The sequence below is a fragment of the Burkholderia sp. lig30 genome, assembly GCF_000687455.2.
Classification (GTDB): Bacteria; Pseudomonadota; Gammaproteobacteria; order Burkholderiales; family Burkholderiaceae; genus Burkholderia.
Genome location: NZ_JGVW01000022.1, coordinates 14,130 through 36,902, shown reverse-complemented (window position 1 = coordinate 36,902; position 22,773 = coordinate 14,130). Strand labels below are relative to the sequence as shown.

Annotated in this window: 23 protein-coding genes; 14 read left to right on the top strand and 9 right to left on the bottom strand. The window is 66.1% G+C overall.

Annotated features, from left to right (window positions below; translation table 11 throughout):
- Window positions 1–13 precede the first annotated feature (13 nt).
- The 10 genes from LIG30_RS01580 (at window position 14) to LIG30_RS01530 (ending at window position 8,435) form a co-directional block, all read left to right on the top strand.
- Window positions 14–658, top strand: a complete 645-nt coding sequence (locus tag LIG30_RS01580; protein ID WP_038709194.1) for a hypothetical protein — start codon at window positions 14–16, stop codon at window positions 656–658.
- A gap of 7 nt (window positions 659–665) precedes the next feature.
- On the top strand, window positions 666–1,214 hold the full coding sequence (locus LIG30_RS01575; protein ID WP_038709192.1) for a TlpA family protein disulfide reductase: 549 nt from the start codon (window positions 666–668) through the stop codon (window positions 1,212–1,214).
- A 194-nt stretch (window positions 1,215–1,408) separates the two neighbouring features.
- Entirely contained in the window at window positions 1,409–1,861 is a 453-nt protein-coding gene (gene aroQ / locus LIG30_RS01570) for a type II 3-dehydroquinate dehydratase (RefSeq protein WP_038709079.1), read from the top strand.
- Window positions 1,862–1,926: 65 nt separating this feature from the next.
- A complete protein-coding gene (gene accB / locus LIG30_RS01565; protein ID WP_038709077.1) occupies window positions 1,927–2,406 on the top strand; it encodes an acetyl-CoA carboxylase biotin carboxyl carrier protein in 480 nt (159 codons plus the stop codon).
- An 85-nt stretch (window positions 2,407–2,491) separates the two neighbouring features.
- Window positions 2,492–3,859 (top strand): acetyl-CoA carboxylase biotin carboxylase subunit, encoded by a 1,368-nt coding sequence (gene accC, locus LIG30_RS01560; RefSeq protein WP_038709076.1) that lies wholly within the window; start codon window positions 2,492–2,494, stop codon window positions 3,857–3,859.
- 3 nt (window positions 3,860–3,862) lie between these two features.
- On the top strand, window positions 3,863–4,765 hold the full coding sequence (prmA, locus tag LIG30_RS01555) for a 50S ribosomal protein L11 methyltransferase (RefSeq protein ID WP_038709075.1): 903 nt from the start codon (window positions 3,863–3,865) through the stop codon (window positions 4,763–4,765).
- A gap of 45 nt (window positions 4,766–4,810) precedes the next feature.
- The gene (locus LIG30_RS24810) at window positions 4,811–6,340 is read left to right on the top strand and encodes a DUF3426 domain-containing protein (RefSeq protein WP_038709074.1); all 1,530 of its coding nucleotides are present in this window, start codon (window positions 4,811–4,813) and stop codon (window positions 6,338–6,340) included.
- Window positions 6,341–6,414: 74 nt separating this feature from the next.
- Window positions 6,415–6,918: a thiol peroxidase gene (tpx, locus tag LIG30_RS01540; RefSeq protein ID WP_038709073.1), complete on the top strand. Its 504-nt coding sequence runs from the start codon at window positions 6,415–6,417 to the stop codon at window positions 6,916–6,918.
- 85 nt (window positions 6,919–7,003) lie between these two features.
- Entirely contained in the window at window positions 7,004–7,942 is a 939-nt protein-coding gene (locus tag LIG30_RS01535; RefSeq protein ID WP_038709071.1) for a carbohydrate kinase family protein, read from the top strand.
- 19 nt (window positions 7,943–7,961) lie between these two features.
- Window positions 7,962–8,435: a glycine zipper 2TM domain-containing protein gene (locus LIG30_RS01530; protein ID WP_038709070.1), complete on the top strand. Its 474-nt coding sequence runs from the start codon at window positions 7,962–7,964 to the stop codon at window positions 8,433–8,435.
- A 187-nt stretch (window positions 8,436–8,622) separates the two neighbouring features.
- Here the strand turns inward: LIG30_RS01530 and LIG30_RS01525 are convergent, their stop codons facing one another.
- The 7 genes from LIG30_RS01525 to LIG30_RS01500 form a co-directional block, all read right to left on the bottom strand.
- Window positions 8,623–9,426 carry a histone H1-like DNA-binding protein gene (locus tag LIG30_RS01525; RefSeq protein WP_038709069.1) on the bottom strand — a complete coding sequence of 268 codons (804 nt, stop codon included), beginning with the start codon at window positions 9,424–9,426 and terminating at the stop codon, window positions 8,623–8,625.
- Window positions 9,427–9,454: 28 nt separating this feature from the next.
- Window positions 9,455–9,781 carry a hypothetical protein gene (locus LIG30_RS24805; RefSeq protein WP_083493847.1) on the bottom strand — a complete coding sequence of 109 codons (327 nt, stop codon included), beginning with the start codon at window positions 9,779–9,781 and terminating at the stop codon, window positions 9,455–9,457.
- A gap of 82 nt (window positions 9,782–9,863) precedes the next feature.
- The gene (locus tag LIG30_RS01520; protein WP_038709066.1) at window positions 9,864–11,075 is read right to left on the bottom strand and encodes a ribonucleotide-diphosphate reductase subunit beta; all 1,212 of its coding nucleotides are present in this window, start codon (window positions 11,073–11,075) and stop codon (window positions 9,864–9,866) included.
- Between the two features lie 363 nt (window positions 11,076–11,438).
- A complete protein-coding gene (locus LIG30_RS01515) occupies window positions 11,439–14,411 on the bottom strand; it encodes a ribonucleoside-diphosphate reductase subunit alpha (RefSeq protein ID WP_038709065.1) in 2,973 nt (990 codons plus the stop codon).
- A gap of 446 nt (window positions 14,412–14,857) precedes the next feature.
- Window positions 14,858–15,448, bottom strand: coding sequence for a 1,6-anhydro-N-acetylmuramyl-L-alanine amidase AmpD (ampD, locus tag LIG30_RS01510; protein ID WP_038709064.1), 591 nt, complete (start codon window positions 15,446–15,448; stop codon window positions 14,858–14,860).
- Window positions 15,448–15,753: a PP0621 family protein gene (locus tag LIG30_RS01505; RefSeq protein WP_038709063.1), complete on the bottom strand. Its 306-nt coding sequence runs from the start codon at window positions 15,751–15,753 to the stop codon at window positions 15,448–15,450. The genes ampD and LIG30_RS01505 overlap by 1 nt, the downstream gene beginning before the upstream one ends.
- A 13-nt stretch (window positions 15,754–15,766) precedes the next feature.
- Complete coding sequence (locus LIG30_RS01500) at window positions 15,767–16,669, bottom strand: cytochrome C assembly family protein (protein WP_038709062.1); 903 nt, start codon at window positions 16,667–16,669, stop codon at window positions 15,767–15,769.
- An 87-nt stretch (window positions 16,670–16,756) separates the two neighbouring features.
- Between LIG30_RS01500 and ffh the strand changes: the two genes are divergently transcribed.
- Window positions 16,757–18,124: a signal recognition particle protein gene (gene ffh, locus LIG30_RS01495; RefSeq protein WP_038709061.1), complete on the top strand. Its 1,368-nt coding sequence runs from the start codon at window positions 16,757–16,759 to the stop codon at window positions 18,122–18,124.
- A gap of 93 nt (window positions 18,125–18,217) precedes the next feature.
- Window positions 18,218–18,769, top strand: a complete 552-nt coding sequence (locus tag LIG30_RS01490) for a hypoxanthine-guanine phosphoribosyltransferase (protein WP_038709060.1) — start codon at window positions 18,218–18,220, stop codon at window positions 18,767–18,769.
- 77 nt (window positions 18,770–18,846) lie between these two features.
- Here the strand turns inward: LIG30_RS01490 and LIG30_RS01485 are convergent, their stop codons facing one another.
- Both LIG30_RS01485 and LIG30_RS01480 read right to left on the bottom strand, forming a co-directional pair.
- The gene (locus LIG30_RS01485; RefSeq protein WP_038709058.1) at window positions 18,847–19,449 is read right to left on the bottom strand and encodes a MarC family protein; all 603 of its coding nucleotides are present in this window, start codon (window positions 19,447–19,449) and stop codon (window positions 18,847–18,849) included.
- A 24-nt stretch (window positions 19,450–19,473) separates the two neighbouring features.
- Entirely contained in the window at window positions 19,474–21,210 is a 1,737-nt protein-coding gene (locus tag LIG30_RS01480) for a proline--tRNA ligase (RefSeq protein WP_038709057.1), read from the bottom strand.
- Between the two features lie 219 nt (window positions 21,211–21,429).
- On the opposite strand from LIG30_RS01480, the gene LIG30_RS01475 reads away from it, so the two are divergent.
- Window positions 21,430–22,077 (top strand): RNA pyrophosphohydrolase, encoded by a 648-nt coding sequence (locus tag LIG30_RS01475; protein WP_038709056.1) that lies wholly within the window; start codon window positions 21,430–21,432, stop codon window positions 22,075–22,077.
- 64 nt (window positions 22,078–22,141) lie between these two features.
- Window positions 22,142–22,702: a CNP1-like family protein gene (locus LIG30_RS01470; protein WP_200929626.1), complete on the top strand. Its 561-nt coding sequence runs from the start codon at window positions 22,142–22,144 to the stop codon at window positions 22,700–22,702.
- The last annotated feature ends 71 nt before the right edge of the window (window positions 22,703–22,773 follow it).

Below are 22,773 nucleotides of genomic sequence, written 5' to 3'. Positions count from 1 at the left end.
TGATTGCCGCATCATGTCTCGCAAACCCCTAGTCGATCCGCGGCGCGTCCGCGAGGAAATTGCCCAGGCCGCCGCCCGCCTCGTCGCCGAGGACGGCATGGACTATGCCGGCGCGAAGCGCAAGGCCGCGCGCCAGTTGCTCGGCGATTCGCGCGTGGCCGGCGAATGGCTGCCGGATAACGACCTGATCGAAGAAGAACTGCGCGAATACCTCGCGCTGTTCCAGAGCGACACGCAGCCCGCCGAGCTGCGCCGCCTGCGCGAAGTCGCGCTCGACTGGATGCGCCGGCTCGCCGATTTCAATCCGTACGTGACGGGCGCGGTGCTCAACGGCACCGCGAACGCGCACTCCGACATCCACCTGCAGACGTTCACGGACAACCAGAAGGAAGTCGCGATCTACCTGCTGAACCAGAACGTCCAGTACGACGTGTCGGAAACCCGGCACTTCGGGGGCCGCGGCGACGTCGAAACGCTGAGCTTCCTCTGGCGCGGCCAGCGCGGCGCCGAGCCGGTCGGCATCCACGTCACGCTGTATCCGAGCGACGACCTGCGCGGCTCGGTCAAGGCCGACGCCCGCGGGCGGCTCGCACGCGCCGACGCGGCAGCGCTGCGCGCGCTGGTCGACGCCGACGCCCCCTCTTCCGAACCCAATTGATTCGATGATGAACATGAAACGCATGCTGGCGGGCGTTGCCGTCTCGGTGGTAGCCGTGATCGGCGGCATCACCGCCGGGCACTGGATCACCGCCCCCCGCACGAGCGCGCCCCCCGAAACGGCGCCCGCAACCGGCAACCCGGTCGACGCGCTGTGGGCGGCAAGCATGACGGACGTCGACGGCAAGCCGCACGCGCTGGCGTCGTTCAAGGGCCAGAAGGTCGTCGTCAACTTCTGGGCGTCGTGGTGCGGCCCGTGCGTCGAGGAAATGCCGGAACTCGTCGCGCTCTCGCACGAATACGGGAAAAAAGGCATCCGCTTTGTCGGGATCGGTGTCGATTCCGAACAGAACGTGAAAACATTCCTGCAGAAGGTAAAGGTCGACTACCCGATTTTCATCAGCGGGTATGCCGGCGCCGATCTGGCCCGCAATTTCGGAAACACGGCGGGCGCGCTGCCGTTTACGGTCGTCATCGACGAAACGGGCAAGATCCGGGAAACAAAATTAGGCCAGATCCATCCGGCGGAGCTGAAAAGGACGCTCGACGCGCTTTGACGCGCGTCGCGAGCGTGTTGCACGTTGCCGGCGATTTGGGTTGCGATCGCCGCAATTTCGCGTGAATTCGCCGATACTTTTCCCGGGTGCCGGCAATTTTTACCGATGTCGCGCGCAAGGCTGCTTGGCAAAACTAGACAAATTTCTCTAAACAGCGCTAAAGTTCGCGCAATTCCGCAGAAATAGAAGCGACCATGACACGATTGCTGGTGCTGCACGGCCCCAACCTGAACCTTCTCGGCACCCGGGAACCGGAGGTGTACGGCCACGTCACGCTGGCGCAGATCGATCAGGCGCTTGCCGCGCGGGCGCAGGAAGCGGGTGTCGAACTGACGTCGTTCCAGAGCAACCACGAAGGCGCGCTCGTCGACCGCATCCAGGCCGCGCGGGATGAACAGACCAATTTCATTCTGATCAATCCGGCCGCGTATACGCATACGAGCGTCGCGATCCGGGACGCACTCGCTGGCGTCGGCATCCCGTTCGTCGAGATTCACCTGTCGAACGTGCACCGCCGCGAAGCGTTCAGGCACCACTCCTACTTTTCCGACCAGGCCGAAGGCGTCATCTGCGGGCTTGGCTGGAAAGGTTATCTGTACGCGCTCGAATACGCGCTCGACAAGCTGCAAGGCGCGTCGCGCGGCTGATTTTCACGATCTGGATTCAGCGCCGGCTCCAACCGGCGCTTTCACGTATTGAAGGGGAATTCCCGATGGATCTTCGTAAGCTGAAAACTCTGATCGACCTCGTCTCCGAATCGGGCATCTCCGAGCTCGAAGTGACTGAAGGCGAAGGCAAGGTGCGCATCGTCAAGAACGCGCCGCCGGTCTACGTGCAGCCGACGGGCGGGTATGCCCCGCAATTCGGCGCGCCCGCGCAGACGGTGGCGCTGCCGACCGACGCCGCCGCGCCCGCAGCGGCCGCCGGTGCCGCCACGCCCGCTGCCGCCGTGCCGCAGGGCCACGTCGTGACGTCGCCGATGGTCGGCACGTTCTACCGCGCGCCGTCGCCGGGCGCGGATCCGTTCGCGCAGGTCGGCGATACGGTCAAGGAAGGCCAGACGCTGTGCATCATCGAAGCGATGAAGCTCCTCAACGAGATCGAATCGGACAAGGCCGGCGTCATCAAGGAAATCCTCGTCGAGAACGGCCAGGCCGTCGAATACGGCCAACCGCTGTTCGTGATCGGCTAAAGCTTGCCGCGCGGCACGCTCGCCGCGCGCAGCCGATCCTCCTCAGGCGCGTTGCGCGCGCCCCTCGACGAGACGAATACTCGCTATGTTTGAAAAAATCCTCATTGCCAACCGCGGTGAAATCGCGCTGCGGATCCAGCGCGCGTGCCGCGAGCTGGGCGTCAAGACGGTGGTCGTCTACTCGGAAGCCGACAAGGAAGCCAAGTACGTGCGCCTCGCCGACGAAGCCGTCTGCATCGGCCCCGCACCGTCGAACCTCAGCTACCTGAACATGCCGGCGCTGATCAGCGCCGCGGAAGTCACCGATGCCGAGGCGATCCACCCCGGCTACGGCTTCCTGTCGGAGAACGCCGACTTCGCCGAGCGCGTCGAGCAGTCGGGCTTCACGTTCATCGGCCCGCGTCCCGAAACGATCCGCCTGATGGGCGACAAGGTCACCGCGAAGCAGACCATGATCAAGACCGGCGTGCCGTGCGTGCCGGGCTCGGAGGGCGCGCTGCCGGACGATCCGAAGGAGATCGTGAAGATTGCCCGCGCGGTCGGCTATCCGGTCATCATCAAGGCGGCGGGCGGCGGTGGCGGGCGCGGGATGCGCGTCGTGCACACCGAGGCGGCCCTCGTCAACGCGGTCAACATGACCCGCGAGGAAGCCGGCCGTGCGTTCGGCAATCCGCAGGTCTACATGGAGAAGTTCCTCGAGAACCCGCGCCACATCGAGATCCAGATCCTGTCCGACGCGCACAAGAACGCGCTGTGGCTCGGCGAGCGCGACTGCTCGATGCAGCGCCGCCACCAGAAGGTGATCGAGGAAGCGCCGGCGCCGGGCATCGCGCGCCGCCTGATCGAACGCATCGGCGACCGCTGCGCGGACGCGTGCAAGAAGATGGGCTACCTCGGCGCGGGCACGTTCGAATTCCTGTATGAGAACGGCGAGTTCTACTTCATCGAGATGAACACGCGTGTGCAGGTCGAGCACCCGGTGTCGGAACTGATCACGGGCGTCGACATCGTGCAGGAGCAGATCCGCATCGCGGCCGGCGAGAAGCTCACGCTGCGCCAGCGCGACATCCAGTTCCGCGGACATGCGATCGAATGCCGGATCAACGCCGAAGATCCGTTCAAGTTCACGCCGTCGCCGGGCCGGATCACGTCCTGGCATACGCCGGGCGGCCCGGGCGTGCGTGTCGATTCGCACGCATACAATGGTTATTTCGTGCCGCCGAACTATGATTCGATGATCGGCAAGCTGATCACCTACGGCGCGACGCGCGACCAGGCGATCAGCCGGATGCGGATCGCGCTGTCGGAAATGGTGGTCGAAGGCATCCTGACCAACATCCCGCTGCACCGCGAGCTGATGCTCGACTCGAAGTTCGTCGAGGGCGGCACCAGCATCCATTACCTCGAAAACCGGCTCGCGCAGAAGCAGCAGGTCGCACCGGAAGAAGCGTAAAGCATGAGCTATCGCGAACTCGTCGTCGAACTGGACCGGCAACACGCCGAGGCCCTGTCCGACGCACTGCTCGAACTCGGCGCGCTGTCGGTGTCCGTTGAGGACGCCGATGCCGACACGCCCGACGAACAGCCGCTTTTCGGCGAACCCGGCCTCACGCCGGAACGCTCCGCCTGGCAGCACTCGCGCGTGATCGCGCTGCTGTCGCCCGGGCAGGAGCCTGCCGTGCTGCTGGCGGCGGCCGCCAACGACATCGGCCTCGGCGAAGCGCCGTCGTTCGACGTTCGCGAAGTCGAGGAGCAGGACTGGGTGCGTCTCACGCAATCCCAGTTCGAGCCGATCCCGATCGGCGAACGGATCTGGGTCGTGCCGTCGTGGCACGACGCGCCCGATCCCGACGCGCTGGTGCTGGAGCTCGATCCCGGCCTCGCGTTCGGCACCGGCAGCCACCCGACGACGCGCCTGTGCATGGAGTGGCTCGAGCAGTCGGTGAAGCCCGGCCAGTCGGTGCTCGATTACGGCTGCGGCTCGGGGATTCTCGCGATCCTCGCGAAGAAATGCGGGGCGAACCCCGTCGTCGGCATCGACATCGATCCGCAGGCGGTCGAATCGGCCCGGCAGAACAGCGAACGCAACCACGCGGACGTCACCTATGGCCTGCCGGACGATTGCCCGGCCGGCGAATTCGACATCGTCGTCGCCAACATCCTGTCGAACCCGTTGAAGCTGATGGCGTCGATGCTCACGTCGAAGGTCAGGCCGGGCGGACGCATCGCGCTGTCCGGCGTGCTCGCGCGCCAGGCGGACGAAGTGGCGGCCGTGTACGCGCCCTATGTCGACATTTCGGTGTGGCGCGAACACGAAGGATGGGTCTGCCTTGCCGGAACCCGGCGGGAAAGCCATTAGAATAGCGCTGTCCATCACTCTGGCCTGCTGGCCGCCCGGTTCACCATGCTCCTCGCGACGCGCTGCCCTCATTGCGAAACCGTGTTCCGGCTGCGGCAGGAACAGCTTGCACTACGCAACGGGCTGGTGCGTTGCGGGCATTGCCAGAAGGTCTTCAACGCGACGGAGTCGCTCGTCGACGAGCACGCGCCGCCCGCGGTAGAGGCGCCTGCGGCTCCGGCGCCTGAGGCTGTCGAAACTCCTTCGGCTGTCGAAGCGCCTGCGACCGTCGAAACTCCGGCGGCTGTCAAAGCGCCTGCGGCTGCCGAAGCTCCAGCGGTTGTCGAAACGTCTGTCGCTGCCGAAATTCCGGCGGCTGTCGAAACGCCAGCGGCCGCCGAAACTCCGACAGTTGCCGAAACGCCTGCGGCCGCCGAAACTCCCGCGCCTGTCGAAGCTCCGGCCGTTGTCGAAGCGCCTGCGGTCGTCGAAACTCCGGCCGTTGTCGAAGCGCCTGCGGTCGTCGAAGCTCACGCACCAGCAGAAACTCACGCAACTGCCGACGCGCACGCCCCCGTCGAAGCCGCCGATACGCCTACCCCGCACGCCACCGTCCCTCGGCTGTTCGTTAGCGACGGGCCTGGCCAACCGGCCGCCCACGCGGACTTCACGCCGGGCGACTGGGACATGTGGGCGCCGTGGCTCGACGGCAGCGTCGATCCTTCGCTGCAACACAGCGGCCGTAACGTCAGCGCCGAACCGCTCATCTCCGTTTCACTGCCGGAGCATGGCGCGACGCCCGCGAGCCATGCGGAAGACGCAGGTTCGACGCCTACGCCGACGCCGCCCGCCGTCGCCGCATCGCCGGAACCTGCCGAGGCGCCCGAGGCGCGCATCCAGTCCGCGCCGCCGGCGCACGACGCGCCAGAGCCGACGCCTGTCGAGCCGACGCTTTCCGAGCCGACGCTTTCCGATTCCACCGCCACGCTCGCGCACGACGACGCGCACGAACCGAGCCTCGCCGCCGCACCTGCCGAACCCTTCGCAGCCGCCCCGGCCGACGACGATCACGCACACTTCGCGGTGACGCGGGAGGCGCGCGCGCCACGGCGGCGCAGCCTGCTCGGCGGCTTCATCGGCGGACTGATCGCCGCCGCGCTCGCGGTCGTGCTCGTCACGCAAATCGCATGGTGGCAACGCGAAAGCGTGATGGTCAACTGGCCGGTCACGCAGGAATGGTTCCAGCACGCTTGCGCGCCGCTCCGCTGCACCATCGCACCGCCGCGCGCGATCGACGGGCTGCGCCTCAATGCGTCGGACTTGCGCCAGCTCGACGGGCCGCACGTGCTTGAACTGAAGGCGCCGCTGACGAACCGCTACCGCATCGCGCTCGCCTACCCGTCGATCGAGCTGACGCTGCTCGACGAAGCCAATCACGTCACGGTTCGCCGCGTGCTCGCCCCGCGCGATTACGTCGCGCCGGGCACGCCGATCGCCGCCGGCCTGCCGGCCGGCGCGACGCAGACCATGATCGTCCGCCTCGATACGAACGGCGCGCCCGCGTCGAATTTCCGCGTCCAGATCTTTTATCCGTGACGCACCGCGACGCGCACGCGCGCGTCCGCCCTCAACCCGCGCGCCCATGCGGCGCGCCTCATCGGAGCAGGAACATGAGCAAAGTTACGCTGGGTGGCAACCCGATCGATGTCGCCGGCACGTTCCCGGCCGTCGGCGCGCAAGCCGCCGACTTCAAGCTGGTCGGCAAGGATCTCGCCGATCTCTCGCTCGCCAGCTTCGCCGGCAAGCGCAAGGTACTGAACATCGTGCCGAGCCTCGACACGCCGACCTGCGCGACGTCGACCCGCAAGTTCAACGAAGCCGCCTCGGCCCTCGACAACACCGTCGTGATCGTCGTGTCGGGCGACCTGCCGTTCGCCGCGACGCGCTTTTGCACGACCGAAGGCCTCGCGAACGTCGTGACCGCGTCGACCTTCCGCACCGGCCGCGCATTTGCGAACGCATACGGCGTCGACGTGACGAGCGGCCCGCTGAACGGCCTGACCGCGCGCGCCGTCGTCGTGCTCGACGCAGCGGACAAGGTCCTGCACGCGCAGCTCGTCGGCGAAATCAAGGACGAGCCGAACTACGACGCCGCGCTCGCCGCCCTCAAGTAATCCCCCCCGGCTGCCCGATGCGATCGCGCCGTGCGCGACGGCATCGGGCGCCGGCATCCTCACGCTCTCTACAGGAACGCATGCCTTGGCTACGCTGATCTGCGGCTCGCTCGCCTACGACAACATCATGACCTTCGAGGGTCGCTTTCGCGAGCACATCCTGCCCGACCAGGTCCACCTCATCAACCTGAGCTTTCTCGTGCCGACGATGCGCCGCGACTTCGGCGGCTGCGCGGGCAACATCGCTTATGCGCTGCGCCTGCTCGGCGGCGATGCGCGCATCATGGCGACGCTCGGCGCGCTCGACGCGGACCGCTATCTCGAGCGCCTCGACACGCTCGGCCTGTCGAAGGAGTGCGTGCGCGTGCTGCCGGACATGCACAGCGCGCAGGCCATGATCACGACCGACCTGGACAACAACCAGATCACCGCGTTCCACCCCGGCGCGATGATGCAATCGCACCTGAACCGCGCGGACGAAGTCCCCGGCGTGAAGCTCGGCATCGTCGCGCCGGACGGCTTCGACGGCATGGTGCAGCACGCCGAGCAATTCGCGCACGCGGGCGTGCCGTTCATCTTCGATCCGGGCCAGGGCCTGCCGCTCTTCGACGGCGCGACACTGCGCCGCATCATTGAACTTGCCACCTACGTCGCGGTCAACGATTACGAAGGCAAGCTCGTCAGCGACAAGACGGGCTGGTCCGAACAGGACATCGCGAGCCGGGTCCAGGCGCTGATCGTCACACGCGGCGAGCACGGCGCGACCATACTTCACAAGAATGGCGAAGAACAGATTCCCGCCGTCCGTGCCGAGCGTGTCCTCGATCCGACCGGCTGCGGCGACGCCTTCCGCGGCGGCCTGCTGTACGGTATCGAGCACGGTCTCGACTGGGCAACCACGGGGCGCCTGGCGAGCCTGATGGGCTCGATCAAGATCGCGCACCAGGGGCCGCAAACCTACTCGCTGACCCGCGCCGACATCGACGCACGCTTCGAGGCGGCGTTCGGCTACGGTCTCAAATGATCATTATCGGAGAGCACATATGATGATGAAAAAAACGCTCACGCTCGGGGCCATGCTCACCGCTACGCTGACGCTGGCAGGCTGCTTCACGCCACCGGGCTCGGCAGACGTCTATAGCGTCGGCCAGGCGCAGCGCGAACAGACCGTGCGGATGGGCACGGTCGAAAGCGTGCGTGCGGTCCGCATCCAGTCCGACGGCGGCGGCGCCGCACTCGGCACGCTGGGCGGCGGCGCGCTCGGCGCGGTCGCCGGCAGCGCGATCGGCGGCGGCCGGGGTTCCGTGCTGACCGCGATCGCGGGCGGCATCGCCGGTGCGGTCGCAGGCAACGCGATCGGCGAAAACATGAGCACCGCGAACGGCGTGGAAATCACCGTGCGCCTCGATAACGGCGATCTGCGCTCGATCACCCAGGCGGCAAGCGGCGAGGCGTTCCGCGCCGGCGAACGTGTGCGGCTGCTGTCGAGCGGCGGCGTCACGCGCGTCACGCACTGATCCGTATCCTCAGCACGCGGCGCAAGCCGCGGTCGAACGCATGTGCGAAGCTGCACATGCGTTTTTTTTCGCCGGTCGCGCGGGCGAAAAAAAATCCCGCCACCTGAGCCCGGTGGCGGGATCGATTCATCGCACTACGCCATCCGCGGACACTGCATGAGTGTCCGGGCCGCGCGGCCATCCGTGATTACGGACGGTTGCTGGTGGTCGGGAACGGCCATGCCGCTGCCGGGTTGAGCGCCGTCTTCACGCCCGACGTCGGCGCAGCGACCGAAGCCGTCGACGCCGTCGTCGCCGGTGCCGCCTTCTTCACGACAACCTTCTTCGGCGCAGCGGCCTTCTTCGCGGGCGCTGCCTTCGCCTCGGGAGCGGCCGTCTTCGCGGGCGCAGCAGCCGTCTTCGCGGCAGCCTTCTTGGCCGGCGCTGCCTTCTTTGCAGGAGCGGCCTTCTTCGCGGGCGCAGCGGCCGTCTTCGCGGCAGCCTTCTTCGCCGGCGCCGCTGCCTTCTTCGCGACAGCCTTCTTCGCCGGTGCAGCCGCCTTCTTCGCGACGACCTTCTTTGCCGGCGCCGCCGCCTTCTTCGCGACGGCCTTCTTTGCCGCGACCTTCTTCGCCGGTGCCGCCTTCTTCGCGGCGACCGTCTTCACCGCGACTTTCTTTGCAGCGACCTTCTTTGCAGCGACTTTCTTCACCGCAACCTTCTTCGCAGCGACCTTCTTCGCCGGTGCCGCCTTCTTCGCGGCAACCTTCTTCACTGCAACCTTCTTTGCAGCGACTTTCTTCACCGCAACCTTCTTTGCCGCGACCTTCTTCGCCGGTGCCGCCTTCTTCGCGGCAACCTTCTTCACCGCAACCTTCTTCGCAGCAACCTTCTTCACTGCAGCGACCTTCTTCACTGCAGCGGCCTTCTTCGCCGGAGCGGCAGCCTTCTTCGCAACGGTCTTCGTCGCCGCCGCCTTCTTCGCAGCCGGTTTCTTCTTGGCAAGTGCCATGTTGTTCTCCTTCAGGTTCAGATGAGAGTCAGTTCAAACTACACCCTTCGTCAAAACCCGCTTCCCGCGGACGCTGTTCGGAGCGCGCGCTGCGAAGCGGGCTATTCATCGGCGTACGCGGACACCACACGCTTACGCTAATGAATACGGTATGGCGCGCGTGGCCCTGAGGCCTCGCGCGCCAAATCAAGTCGGCGGCCGGCGCGCCACGCGCCGCCGCCCCTAATCGCTTGATCGGGCAGGCGGCCACATGGCCGTCCGCCCTTTCCGGAGGGAAGTTTGCCCATCCCACTGAAGGGTTCGCAAAGTGCCTGTCGTGTTGTTGGGCCGTTAAGGCACCGGGCATGCTTTGCATCAGGCGTTCTTGCTCCTAAACCTTGAGCCGGGGCACTCCGCCGCCGGCTTCTCCATCGTCGTCACTCGGTGACGTGCCCGGGTCATTCCCAGGACAGCGCGCCACCCGTTTGATACTCGATCACGCGCGTCTCGAAGAAGTTGCGCTCCTTCTTCAGGTCGATCATCTCGCTCATCCACGGGAACGGGTTTTCCTCGTTCGGGAACAGCGCATCGAGGCCGATCTGCTGGCAGCGGCGGTTGCTGATGAAGCGCAGATAGCTCTTGAACATCGACGCGTTCAGGCCCAGCACGCCGCGCGGCATCGTGTCCTCGGCATAGCGGTATTCGAGATCGACGGCCTGCTTGAACAGCTCGCGGATCTCGGCGCGGAATTCCGGCGTCCACAGATGCGGGTTTTCGAGCTTGATCTGGTTGATCAGGTCGATCCCGAAGTTGCAGTGCATCGACTCGTCGCGCAGGATGTACTGATATTGCTCCGCAGCACCCGTCATCTTGTTCTGACGGCCGAGCGCGAGGATCTGCGTGAAGCCGACATAGAAGAACAGGCCTTCCATGATGCACGCGAACACGATCAGCGACTTCAGCAGCTTCTGGTCCGCCTCGAGCGTGCCGGTCTTGAAGGCCGGATCGGTCAGCGTGTGGATGAACGGGATCAGGAATTCGTCCTTCGCGCGGATCGACGCCACCTCGTGGTACGCGTTGAAGATCTCGCCTTCGTCGAGGCCGAGCGATTCGACGATGTACTGGTACGCGTGGGTGTGGATTGCCTCTTCGAACGCCTGGCGCAGCAGGAACTGCCGGCACTCCGGCGCCGTGATGTGGCGGTAGGTGCCCAGCACGATGTTGTTCGCGGCGAGCGAGTCGGCGGTCACGAAGAAGCCGAGGTTGCGCTTGACGATGCGGCGCTCGTCTTCGGTCAGGCCGTTCGGGTCCTTCCACAGCGCGATGTCGCGGGACATGTTGATTTCCTGCGGCATCCAGTGGTTCGCACAACCGGCCAGATACTTTTCCCACGCCCACTTGTACTTGAACGGAACCAGCTGATTGACATCGGTCTGGCCGTTGATGATGCGCTTGTCGGCGACATTGACCCGCGCTTCGGAACCTGCGGCCGGAGCGGCCGGTGCATGCGGTGCGACCGCGAGATCACCTTCGAAAATGTCGCGAACCTGAGGAGCGGCAGGCGACGCGGCCTGCATTCCGACAGCCATTCCAGCGGGGGTGCGCATCGCGTTGTGCTGCGCTCCGCTCGCGGGAGTTACGGCAGTCTTCTCGTCATCCCAGTTGAGCATAAATTGTCACCATCAATTTAGAACGGTTTGTACCATCTTTTCCTGTGCGATAAAAGGGCTCGCTCGGGAAAAATCCTTTTTTCGATTTGCGTTGCGACCTCGATACAACACTTTGAGCAACGCATCGTCGTTGATGCCGCGCGCGACGTGTGTCGCGCCTGTATCGCGAGGTGCGCCCCGCGCATCGAACGTGGATCGAAACGCAATGCCGTCGGGGCGGTTTCGATCGTTTGCCACTGCCTGCAACGCGTGTGCTGCGTTACAGATTCCTTATCATTTTTTTAGTAGAGAGCGGCGCGCACTTCAACCTTTATCGATTGTCGCGCGCGCCGCCCCGAGCCTTGCCGGATCAGGTGCGCCGGATTACTGGCAGGCTTCGCACTCTTCGAAGCCCGGGTCGCCCGGACGCATCGTGCACACCGGGCCGTCCGCCTCGATCGGCGCCGCGTTCAGCGCACCCGACGGCGCTTCGCCGCCTGCCGCGCCGAAGCTGCCCGCCGCACCCTGCGCGCCGCCGCTCACGCCACCGCCCGTCGGCACCGCGTTCAGCGCGCCGTGCGCGACCGTCGATTTCTCGACGTGCGTCGCCGCCATCGTGCGCAGGTAGTAGGTCGTCTTCAGGCCGCGCAGCCACGCGAGCTTGTAGACCTCGTCGAGCTTCTTGCCCGACGCGCCCGCCATGTAGATGTTCAGTGACTGTGCCTGGTCGATCCACTTCTGACGGCGCGACGCCGCCTCGACCAGCCACTTCGGATCGACTTCGAACGCGGTCGCGTAGATCGCGCGCAGGTCGGCCGGGATGCGATCGATGCGCGACAGCATGCCGTCGAAGTACTTCAGGTCGGCGACCATCACTTCGTCCCACAGGCCGCGCTCCTTCAGGTCGCGCACCAGGTACTCGTTGACCACCGTGAATTCGCCCGACAGGTTCGACTTCACGTACAGGTTCTGGAAGGTCGGCTCGATGCACGCCGACACGCCGATGATGTTCGAGATCGTCGCCGTCGGCGCGATCGCGACGCAGTTCGAGTTGCGCATGCCGTGCTCGGCGATCCGCGAACGCAGCGACGTCCAGTCGAGCGACTCGGACGTGTCGACTTCGACGTAGCCGCCACGCGCTTCCGTCAGCAGCTTCAGCGTGTCCTGCGGGAGCAGGCCGCGATCCCACAGCGAGCCGCGGTAGCTCGAGTAGCGGCCGCGCTCCTGGGCCAGCTCGGTCGACGCGTAGTACGCGTAGTAGCAGACCGCTTCCATCGAGCGGTCGGCGAACTCGACCGCCGCTTCCGACGCGTAAGGCGTGCGCAGCAGGTGCAGGCAGTCCTGGAAGCCCATGATGCCCATGCCGACCGGACGGTGCTTCAGGTTCGAGTTACGCGCCTTGGCGACCGCGTAGTAGTTGATGTCGATCACGTTGTCGAGCATGCGCATCGCGACGCCGATCGTGCGCTTGAGCTTGTCGTGGTCGAGCGCGTAGCTGCCGTCGGCCTGCTTCGTCAGGTGCGCGACGAGGTTCACCGAGCCCAGGTTGCAGACCGCGATTTCGCTGTCGCTCGTGTTCAGCGTGATTTCCGTGCACAGGTTCGACGAGTGGACGACGCCGACGTGCTGCTGCGGCGAACGCACGTTGCACGGATCCTTGAACGTGATCCACGGGTGGCCGGTTTCGAACAGCATGCCGAGCATCTTGCGCCAGAGTTGCTGCGCCGGGATCTTCTTGAACAGCTTGATCTCGCCGCGCGCGACCTTGTCCTCGTAAGCCGTGTAGGCCGCCTCGAACTCCGCGCCGAACTTGTCGTGCAGGTCCGGGCAGGTCGACGGCGAGAACAGCGTCCAGTCCGTGCCTTCCATCACGCGCTTCATGAACAGGTCGGGAATCCAGTTCGCCGTGTTCATGTCGTGCGTGCGGCGGCGGTCGTCGCCGGTGTTCTTGCGCAGCTCGAGGAATTCCTCGATGTCGAGGTGCCAGGTTTCCAGGTACGCGCACACCGCGCCCTTGCGCTTGCCGCCCTGGTTGACCGCGACCGCGGTGTCGTTGACGACCTTCAGGAACGGCACGACGCCCTGCGACTTGCCGTTCGTGCCCTTGATATGCGAGCCGAGCGCGCGCACGCGCGTCCAGTCGTTGCCGAGACCGCCGGCGAACTTCGACAGCAGCGCGTTTTCCTTCAGCGCTTCATAGATGCCGTCGAGATCGTCCGCGACCGTCGTCAGGTAGCACGACGACAGCTGCGAGCGGCGCGTGCCCGAGTTGAACAGCGTCGGCGTCGAGCTCATGAAATCGAAACTCGACAGCACGTTGTAAAACTCGATCGCGCGGGCTTCGCGGTCGGCCTCGTTCAGCGCGAGGCCCATCGCGACACGCATGAAGAACGCCTGCGGCATTTCGATGCGGGTGCCGTCGATGTGCAGGAAGTAGCGGTCATACAGCGTCTGCAGGCCGAGATAGCCGAACTGCAGGTCGCGGCTCGCGTCGAGCGCTTCGCCGAGGCGCGTCAGGTCGAACTGCAGCAGCTTGTCGTCGAGCAGCTCGACTTCGACGCCGCGCTTCAGGAACTGCGGGAAATATTCGGCGTAGCGTGCCGGCATGTCGGCCTGTGCGACTTCCTCGCCGAGGATTTCGCGGCGGATCGTGTGCAGCAGGATGCGGGCCGTGACCTGGCTGTATGCCGGGTCCTTCTCGATCATCGTGCGCGCGGCGAGGATGGTCGAGTCGTAGACCTGGCTCATCGGCACGCCGTCGTACAGGTTCTTCACCGTCTCGGCGACGATCGGCTCCGGGTTGACCGCAGCGCCGAGGCCCTCGCAGGCCGACACGACGAGCGTACGCAGCGCGTTCATGTCGAGCGGACGGGTGACGCCGTTGTCGACCACGTTGATGCCGCCGCCCGCTTCGACCACCGGGGTTTCCTCGCCCGAATGGAGGCGCTCGAGGTGACGCTTCTCACGGTACAGCACGTACGCACGCGCGACGTTGTGCTCGCCGCCGCGCATCAGCGCGAGTTCGACCTGATCCTGGATGTCTTCGATATGGAAGGTGCCGCCGTTCGGACGGCTGCGCAGGAGCGCGCGCACCACGTTCTGCGTCAGCTGCTCGACCTGTTCGCGCACACGTGCCGACGCCGCGCCCTGCCCGCCATTCACCGCCAGGAAAGCCTTGGTCACGGCGATCGCGATCTTCGACGGCTCGAACGCCACCACGCTGCCGTTGCGGCGGATCACCTTGTAGTCGGCGAACGTTGCCTGCGGCGCAAGCGCCGGCGCGCCTTGTGCAGCCCCGCCGAGAGGGCCGCTCGATGCGCTCTCGAATTGGGACGTCGCATTGTCGGTGGTTTGCATGTGCAAAGCTCCTGGTGTTGGATGGTGCGGAGAAAACCGCGGATTAAGACGAACGCCGCGCAACGCGGTGCGCGAGCGGTAAGACGCGAGCGGGAAGCCGGGCCAATCCTGGCCATTGCGATACACGCGATTCGAGTACGTTCTTCGTCATGCGTATCGCGCCCCGGCAGGTCCTGCAGCGCTGATCGCGGCGCGCCGAACCGCCCGGCCGGCGCGCCGCCCTGAGAACACTGTATGCCGGCGTCGCCCGCCGGCCGGTGCCGCCGGGTCGCCCCGGCCAAACACACTACATCTAGTGCAAAACCGCTGAATCGGCACCAAGTATAGTGGAGCGCCGAGCCCTATCCAACAAAAAAATTTGAGCCCGGGCCCTTGACATCGCGCGCGCTCAGGCACGGCAAGGCCCCGGTGGAGAAAAAAATCTCGCGTGCCGAAAAGGGGCGCGGTCAGTGCTGGCGATAGGGAAAGTATTCGGCGGGGAAACCGGCATCGCCCGCGAAGCGCCGCCAGTCGAAGTGCGGGCCGGGATCGGTCTTGCGGCCTGGCGCGATGTCGGCGTGACCGGCGACCGCGTCGACCGGATAGCGGCCAGCGAGCGAGCGCGCCAACGCGGAGAGCGTCGCGTACTGGGCGGCCTCGAACGGCACGTCGTCCGCACCTTCGAGCTCGATGCCGATCGAGAAATCGTTGCAGCGCGGCCGGCCGAAGAAATCGGACACGCCGGCGTGCCACGCGCGCGCGTCGCACGACACGAACTGCACGAGCTCGCCGTCGCGGCGGACCAGGAAATGCGCGGAGACGCGCACGCCGCGCAGGTGGGCCTGGTAATACGGATGCGCGTCGTAATCGAGCCGGTTCTGGAACAGCGCCTCGATCGCGTCGCCGCCGAACTCGCCGGGCGGCAGGCTGATGTTGTGCACGACGACGAGCGTCGGCACCGCGCCGTCCGGACGCGCCTCGTGATTCGGCGACGGCACGTGGCGCGCCTCGCGCACCCAGCCGCCGGCGTCGATCGTGAGAAGCGGCGAGCCGCGCATCACGCGCCGCGGCCGTTCGCGCGCGCGGCGTGGCGCTGCGCGTGCTCGACGCTGCAGAAATACTCGCCGCCGGCGAGCACCGCATCGCCCTTCGGCGCATGCACGCCGCACTCGGCGCAGCGCACCATCGGTTCGGCGAGCGTCTGCGCGTTTCGCGCGGCGCCGGCGCCGTAGCCCGGCGCGCCGCCGGCCGCCGGGTCGCTGCCGCGCGCCTGCGCCTGCGCCTGCGCCTGCGCCTGGCGCAGCTTGCGCGCCACCCAGGAGCTGGCGAAGAACAGGAGAATCAGGAGGAGAATCTGTCGCATCGGAATCTGTCGGTCAAACCACGGAACGGTGCAGCAGCACCTCGAGCACGAACCGGCTGCCGACATAGGCCAGCAGCAGCGCGACGAACGACACGAGCACCCAGCGCGCGGCGCCACGGCCCCGCCAGCCCGACATCTTGTGCGCGACCAGCATGCCGCCGAACATCAGCCACGACAGGATCGCGAAGACAGTCTTGTGATCGAACGTGAGCGCGCGCGCGGCGACCTGCTCGCTGAACAGGATGCCGGACACGAGCGTCAGCGTGAGCAGCACGAAGCCCGCGCCGATCAGGCGGAACAGCAGCTTTTCGAGCGTGAGGAGCGGCGGCAGCGTTTCGAGCCAGCTTGCGATCCAGCCCGTCGAGCCGTCGCGGCCGGCGTGCCGCAGCGATTGCAGGCGGCGCTCGACCATCAGCATCAGGACCGCGTGCAGCGCCGCGATCGCGAACAGGCCATACGCGACGTTCGCGATCAGGAAATGCAGCTTGAACATCGGCGCGGCCGCATACGGCAGCACGCGCACGCCGCCGAACGCGAGCGGCAGGAGCGACGCGCCGCACGCGAGCGGCAGCACGAGCAGGCGCAGGCTGTCGAGCCGGAAGAAGAAACTCTCGATCCAGTAGATGCCGGCGCCGAGCCAGAACATCGCCGACAGCGCGAACGCGAAGCCGAACACCATCGAATCTTGCGGGAAGATCGTCATGTGCAGCAGCACGCCATGCGTGACGAGCGCGGCGAACAGCAGCGCGCGCCCTGCGCCGCTCATGCCGGACGCCACCGGAGACGGCATCGGCACCGGCATCGGCGGCACGCTGGCGACGAGCGGGGAACCCGCGCCCTGGCGGTGCGCGCGCCACGCGGCGACGGAAAGGCCGCCGTACAGGATCGCAGTGAGGGCATACAGTACAATATCCATGTTCGAAGTTTACACTAGGCCCCCTTCCCGCGACGGCTCGCTTTCTTGTCCGATCGCGTCTTCGGGCCCCACTGTCCATCGCTCCCCATGCTCGACAATCTCACTCAACGGATGGCGCGCGTCGTCAAGACGCTGCGCGGCGAGGCCCGGCTCACCGAGGCGAACACGCAGGAGATGCTCCGCGAGGTGCGTCTCGCGCTGCTGGAGGCCGACGTCGCGCTGCCCGTCGTCCGCGAATTCATCGCGAAGGTCAAGGAAAAGGCCCTCGGCGAGGACGTGATCGCCAGCCTGTCGCCGGGTCAGGCGCTCGTCGGCGTCGTGCAGCGCGAACTGACCGCGGTGATCGGCGGCGACTACGAAGGCAAGGCCGCCGAGTTGAACCTCGCGGTCACGCCGCCCGCGATCATCCTGATGGCGGGCCTGCAGGGCGCGGGCAAGACCACCACCGTCGGCAAGCTCGCGAAGCTGTTGCGCGAGAAGTACAAGAAGAAGGTGCTGACGGTCTCGTGCGACGTCTACCGCCCCGCGGCGATCATGCAGCTGAAAACGGTGAGCGAACAGGTCGGCGCCGATTTCTTCCCGTCGACACCGGACCAGAAGCCGGTCGACATCGCGCTCGCCGCGGTCGACTGGGCGAAGCGCCACTACCATGACGTGCTGCTCGTCGACACGGCCGGCCGCCTCGGCATCGACGAGGCGATGATGCAGGAGATCGCCGCGCTGCACGGCGCGCTCAAGCCCGCCGAAACCCTGTTCGTCGTCGACGCGATGCTCGGCCAGGATGCGGTCAACACCGCGAAGGCGTTCAACGACGCGCTGCCGCTGACCGGCGTCGTGCTGACCAAGCTCGACGGCGACTCGCGCGGCGGCGCCGCGCTGTCGGTGCGTCACATCACCGGCAAGCCGATCAAGTTCGTCGGCGTCGCGGAAAAGCTCGACGGCCTCGAAGTCTTCCATCCGGACCGGATGGCGAACCGGATCCTCGGCATGGGCGACATCCTCGCGCTCGTCGAGGAGGCGCAGCGCGGCGTCGACGTGCAGGCCGCGCAGAAGCTCGCCGACAAGGTCAAGAAAGGCGGCGACTTCGACCTGAACGACTTCCGCGCGCAGATCTCGCAGATGAAGAACATGGGCGGGCTGTCGTCGCTGATGGACAAGCTGCCCGCGCAGTTCCAGCAGGCGGCCGCAGGCGCCGACATGAGCCAGGCGGAAAAGCAGATGCGCCGGATGGAAGGCATCATCAACTCGATGACGCCGGCCGAGCGCGCGAAACCGGACATCATCAAGGCGACGCGCAAGCGCCGCATCGCCACCGGCGCGGGCGTGCAGGTGCAGGAGGTCAACCGGATGCTGAACCAGTACGACCAGATGCGCACGATGATGAAGAAGCTGAAGGGCGGCAACATGCAGAAAATGATGCGCGGCCTGAAGGGCATGATGCCCGGCATGCGCTGAGTCCCGGTGCGGCCTGCGCGCGGGTTTGTGCCGTAGCGCGCGCCGCCCGTCCCGCTTCATCCTTATTTGTATACCGACCGTTCGCCAGACCCCATGAATCGCGAAGAAGCCCTCCACATTTTTCAACACTCCGAGGAGATCGTCCCGGAGGACGCGGTCAACGCGTCGATCGCCAAGATGGCCGACGCGATCCGCGCCGAGATCGGCGACGCATTCCCGCTCGTTCTTTCGGTGATGGGCGGTGCCGCGGTGTTTACCGGCATGCTGCTGCCGCACCTCGATTTCCCGCTGGAATTCGACTACATCCACCTGACCCGCTACCGCAACACGACGCAGGGCAGCCCGGAGATGCACTGGCGCGTCGCGCCGCGCGAGTCGGTGAAGGATCGCGTCGTGCTCGTGCTCGACGACATCCTCGACGAAGGCGAAACGATGGCCGCGATCCGCGACCGTATCCTCGAAATGGGCGCGAAGCGCTTCCTGTCCGCGGTGCTGTGCGAAAAGACGCTCACCAAGGCGAAACCGCTGCATCCGGACTTCTGCGGCTTCGCCGTGCCGGACCGCTACGTGTTCGGCTGCGGGATGGACGCGAAAGGCTACTGGCGCAACCTGCCGACGATCCGCGCGCTCACGGCCGGCGCCTGACGCCCGCTCGCGCCAGAAAAAAAAGCGGCACCCGGGGTTCATTCCGGGTGCCGCTTTTTCGTTTGGGCCGACGCGCGCTATAGCTGGTGAACGAAGACGCGGATGCCGCCCAGCATCATCTCCACCGAAATCGCGACGAGCACGAGGCCCATCAGCCGCTCGAACGCCGCGACGGTCCGTTCGCCGAGCCACTGCTGAATCCGCTCGGCCAGCACGAGCGTCCCCGCGCAGACGAGCATCGTGATCGTCAGCGCACCCACCCATTCGAGCGTCTTGCCCGGCGCCTGCGACGTGAGGAGCATCACCGTCGCCAATGCCGACGGCCCGGCGAGCGCCGGGATCGCGAGCGGCACGATGAACGGCTCGCCGCCCGCGCGCGGATCGTTGCCGAGCGCGCCATCAGGATGCGGAAAGATCATCCGCAGCGCGATCAGGAACAGCACGATGCCGCCGCCGATGCGCAGCGACAGGTCGGTCAGGCTCATCATCCGCAGGAAGCGGTCGCCGATCACCATGAAGAACAGCAGGATCACGAACGCGATCGCCACCTCCCGCAGGATCAGCTTCACGCGCCGCTCACGCGGCACATCCCGCAGCGCGGAGATGAACAGCGGGATGTTGCCGAGCGGATCGGTGATCAGCACGAGGAGAACCGTTGCCGATACGAAGTTGTACTCCAACGCGACCTCCGTCCGTGAGCCGGCTTAGTGGGCGAGTGCCGCGCGAACCTTCTCCACCACCGTCGCGGCGGCAGCGTCGGCCGGCAGCAACGTCGCTTCGGTGTCGCGGCGGCCCTGGTACTCGATCTTGCCGTCCTTCAGGCCGCGCTCGCCGATCACGAGGCGATGCGGCACGCCGATCAGCTCCCAGTCGGCGAACATCACGCCCGGACGCTCGCCGCGATCGTCGAGGATCACGTCGATGCCCGCGGCCGCGAGTTCCGCGTACAGCTTGTCCGCCGCCTCACGGACCGCGTCGCTGCGGTCGTAGCCCATCGGGCACAGCACGACCTCGAACGGCGCGATCGATTCCGGCCAGATGATGCCCTTGGCGTCGAAGTTCTGCTCGATCGCGGCGCCGAGGATCCGCGTGACGCCGATCCCGTAGCAGCCCATCATCATCGGCTGCGGCTTGCCCGCCTCGTCGAGGAAGGTTGCGCCCATCGCTTCCGAGTACTTGGTGCCGAGCTGGAACACGTGGCCGACCTCGATCCCGCGGCAGATGTCGAGCACGCCCTTGCCGTCCGGCGACGGGTCGCCCTTCTGCACGTTGCGCAGGTCGGCGACGACCGGCTCCGGCAGGTCGCGGCCCCAGTTCACGCCGGCGATGTGGTAGTCGACCTCGTTCGCGCCGACGACGAAGTCGCTCATGTTCGCGACCGTGCTGTCGGCGATCACCTTCACCGGCTTCTTCGTGTTGACCGGGCCGAGATAGCCCGGCGGCGTGCCGAACGTCTCGACGATTTCCTGCTCGGTCGCGAAGCGGTGATTCTTGAGGCCCGGCAGCTTCGACGCCTTGACCTCGTTCAGGTCGTGGTCGCCGCGCAGCATCAGCAGCCAGATGGTCGGCTCGGCGCCTTCGTTGTCGGTCGCGAGCACGATCGACTTGATCGTGCGCGCGAGCGGAATGCCCATCAGCTCGGCCACTGCCTCGCACTTCGCCTTGCCCGGCGTCGCGACCTTCTGCATCGGCTCCGCGGGCGCCGCGCGCCCGGCGACCAGCGGCAGCGCCTCGGCCGCCTCGATGTTCGCCGCGAAATCGGAGGTCGGGCAGTAGGCGATCGCGTCCTCGCCGGTGTCGGCGATCACGTGGAACTCATGCGAGAAGTTGCCGCCGATCGAGCCGCTGTCGGCCGCCACCGGACGGAACTCGAGACCGAGACGCGTGAAGATGCGCACGTATGCGTCGTACATCTTGCGATACGACTCGCGCAGGCCGTCGGCATCCTTGTCGAACGAGTACGCGTCCTTCATGATGAACTCGCGGCCGCGCATCACGCCGAAGCGCGGGCGGATCTCGTCGCGGAACTTCGTCTGGATCTGGTAGAAGTTCACCGGCATCTGCCGGTAGCTCTTGATCTGGTTGCGCGCGATGTCGGTGATGACTTCCTCGTGCGTCGGCCCGATCACGAACTCGTTGCTCTTGCGGTCCTTGAAGCGCAGAAGCTCGGGGCCGTACTGCTCCCAGCGGCCCGACTCCAGCCACAGCTCGGCCGGCTGCACCGCCGGCATCAGCAGCTCGATGGCGCCCGCCCGGTTCATTTCCTCGCGCACGATCGCCTCGACCTTGCGAATCGAGCGCAGGCCGATCGGCAGATAGTTGTAGATGCCGCCGGCGATGCGGCGGATCATGCCCGCGCGCACCATCAGCTTGTGGCTGACGATCTCTGCGTCGGCGGGCGCTTCTTTCAGAGTGCCGATAAAGAAACGGGAAGCTTTCATGCGGACGGTTCCAAAAACGGCGCCCCTCGCGCGGGGCGCCCGAAAAAGATTCAAGTGAAAAAGCTGCGCGCGGCGACAGGCAATCGCGCAGATGACCTGGCAGACAAATCAGGGACGCCTCAACTGGCGCGCCCGCTCGCGGATTCGCTCCGTTACGGTGCGCAGCGCCCGTTATCTGTTTATAATCAAAGCAATTTTAAAGGATTCGAAGGTGGTTGTATGCTGGATCGTGAAGGCTTTCGCCCGAACGTCGGCATCATCCTCTTGAACGCGCGCAACGAGGTGTTTTGGGGCAAGCGGCTCCGCGAGCATTCCTGGCAGTTTCCGCAAGGGGGCATCAAGTACGGCGAGACCCCCGTGCAGGCAATGTACCGGGAGTTGCACGAGGAAACCGGCCTGCAGCCGGAACACGTCAAGGTAATCGGCCGCACCCGCGACTGGTTGCGTTACGAGGTGCCAGACAAGTTCATCAAGCGCGAAGTACGCGGTCATTACCGCGGCCAGAAACAAATCTGGTTCCTGCTGCGGATGGTCGGACGCGATTGCGACATTTGCTTGCGCGCGACCGACCACCCGGAGTTCGATGCGTGGCGCTGGAACGAGTATTGGGTGCCGCTCGAAGCGGTGATCGAGTTCAAGCGGGATGTCTATCAGTTGGCGCTGACCGAACTGTCGCGTTTCCTGCGCCGTCCGGCGCAGCGGGCCGACAGGCCGCGTAGCCCGCGAGCACCGCGCTATCCGCGCGTCGTGGACACGCAGCTGCGGCAGACGCTGACGGTTGTCGACACATCGGTCGTCTGCTCCGAGGTCGAGGTGGAAGCGAGCACGCTCGACGAATCGCCTCCGCGACTGGGCCTCGGCGAATGACGAGTAGCACTGCATGACCGGGCGCGGCCTTGTTGCCGCGCCCTTTTTTTACGAGGAATGCATATTGAAAGCGATTGCTCTCGCGGCCGCGTCGATCGCCGCGGCGGCCGTGCTGGCCGGCTGCGCGCACTCGAACACACCGTCCACCAACAAGGATGACAGCGCGTTCGTGTATCTGCTGGACCGGCAGCCGGAATGGAAGGAAAACACCGTCAACGCGCTGCCGCCGCTGCCGCAAGCGGGCGACCTGCTGCCGTTCGACGTTTCGCAGAACACGCCGCTCAAGTTCTTCGTCGACGCGAAATCGCTCGAAGTCGGGGCCGACGGCGTGGTGCGCTACACGGTCGTCGTCACGAGCCCGGCCGGCGCGCGCAACGTGATCTACGAAGGCGTCCGCTGCGACACCTACGAATGGCGCCAGTACGCGGGCCTCAACGAGGATCACGACGGCTGGGACCGCACGGTCGAGAACGACTGGCGACGCATCGAGAACGGCGAGCTGAACGCGTACCACTCGGCGCTTTACCAGGACTACTTCTGCGCGAACAAGATGCCGATGGCCAAGACGAAAGTGATCATCGAGAACATCAAGTATCGCCGCACCGCGGTGGGCCAGCAGCGCTGATACGGCCGGTCACGCGCTGTCGCAAACGAAAAGCCCGCGTCGCCGCGGGCTTTTCTGCTTGACCTGCACGC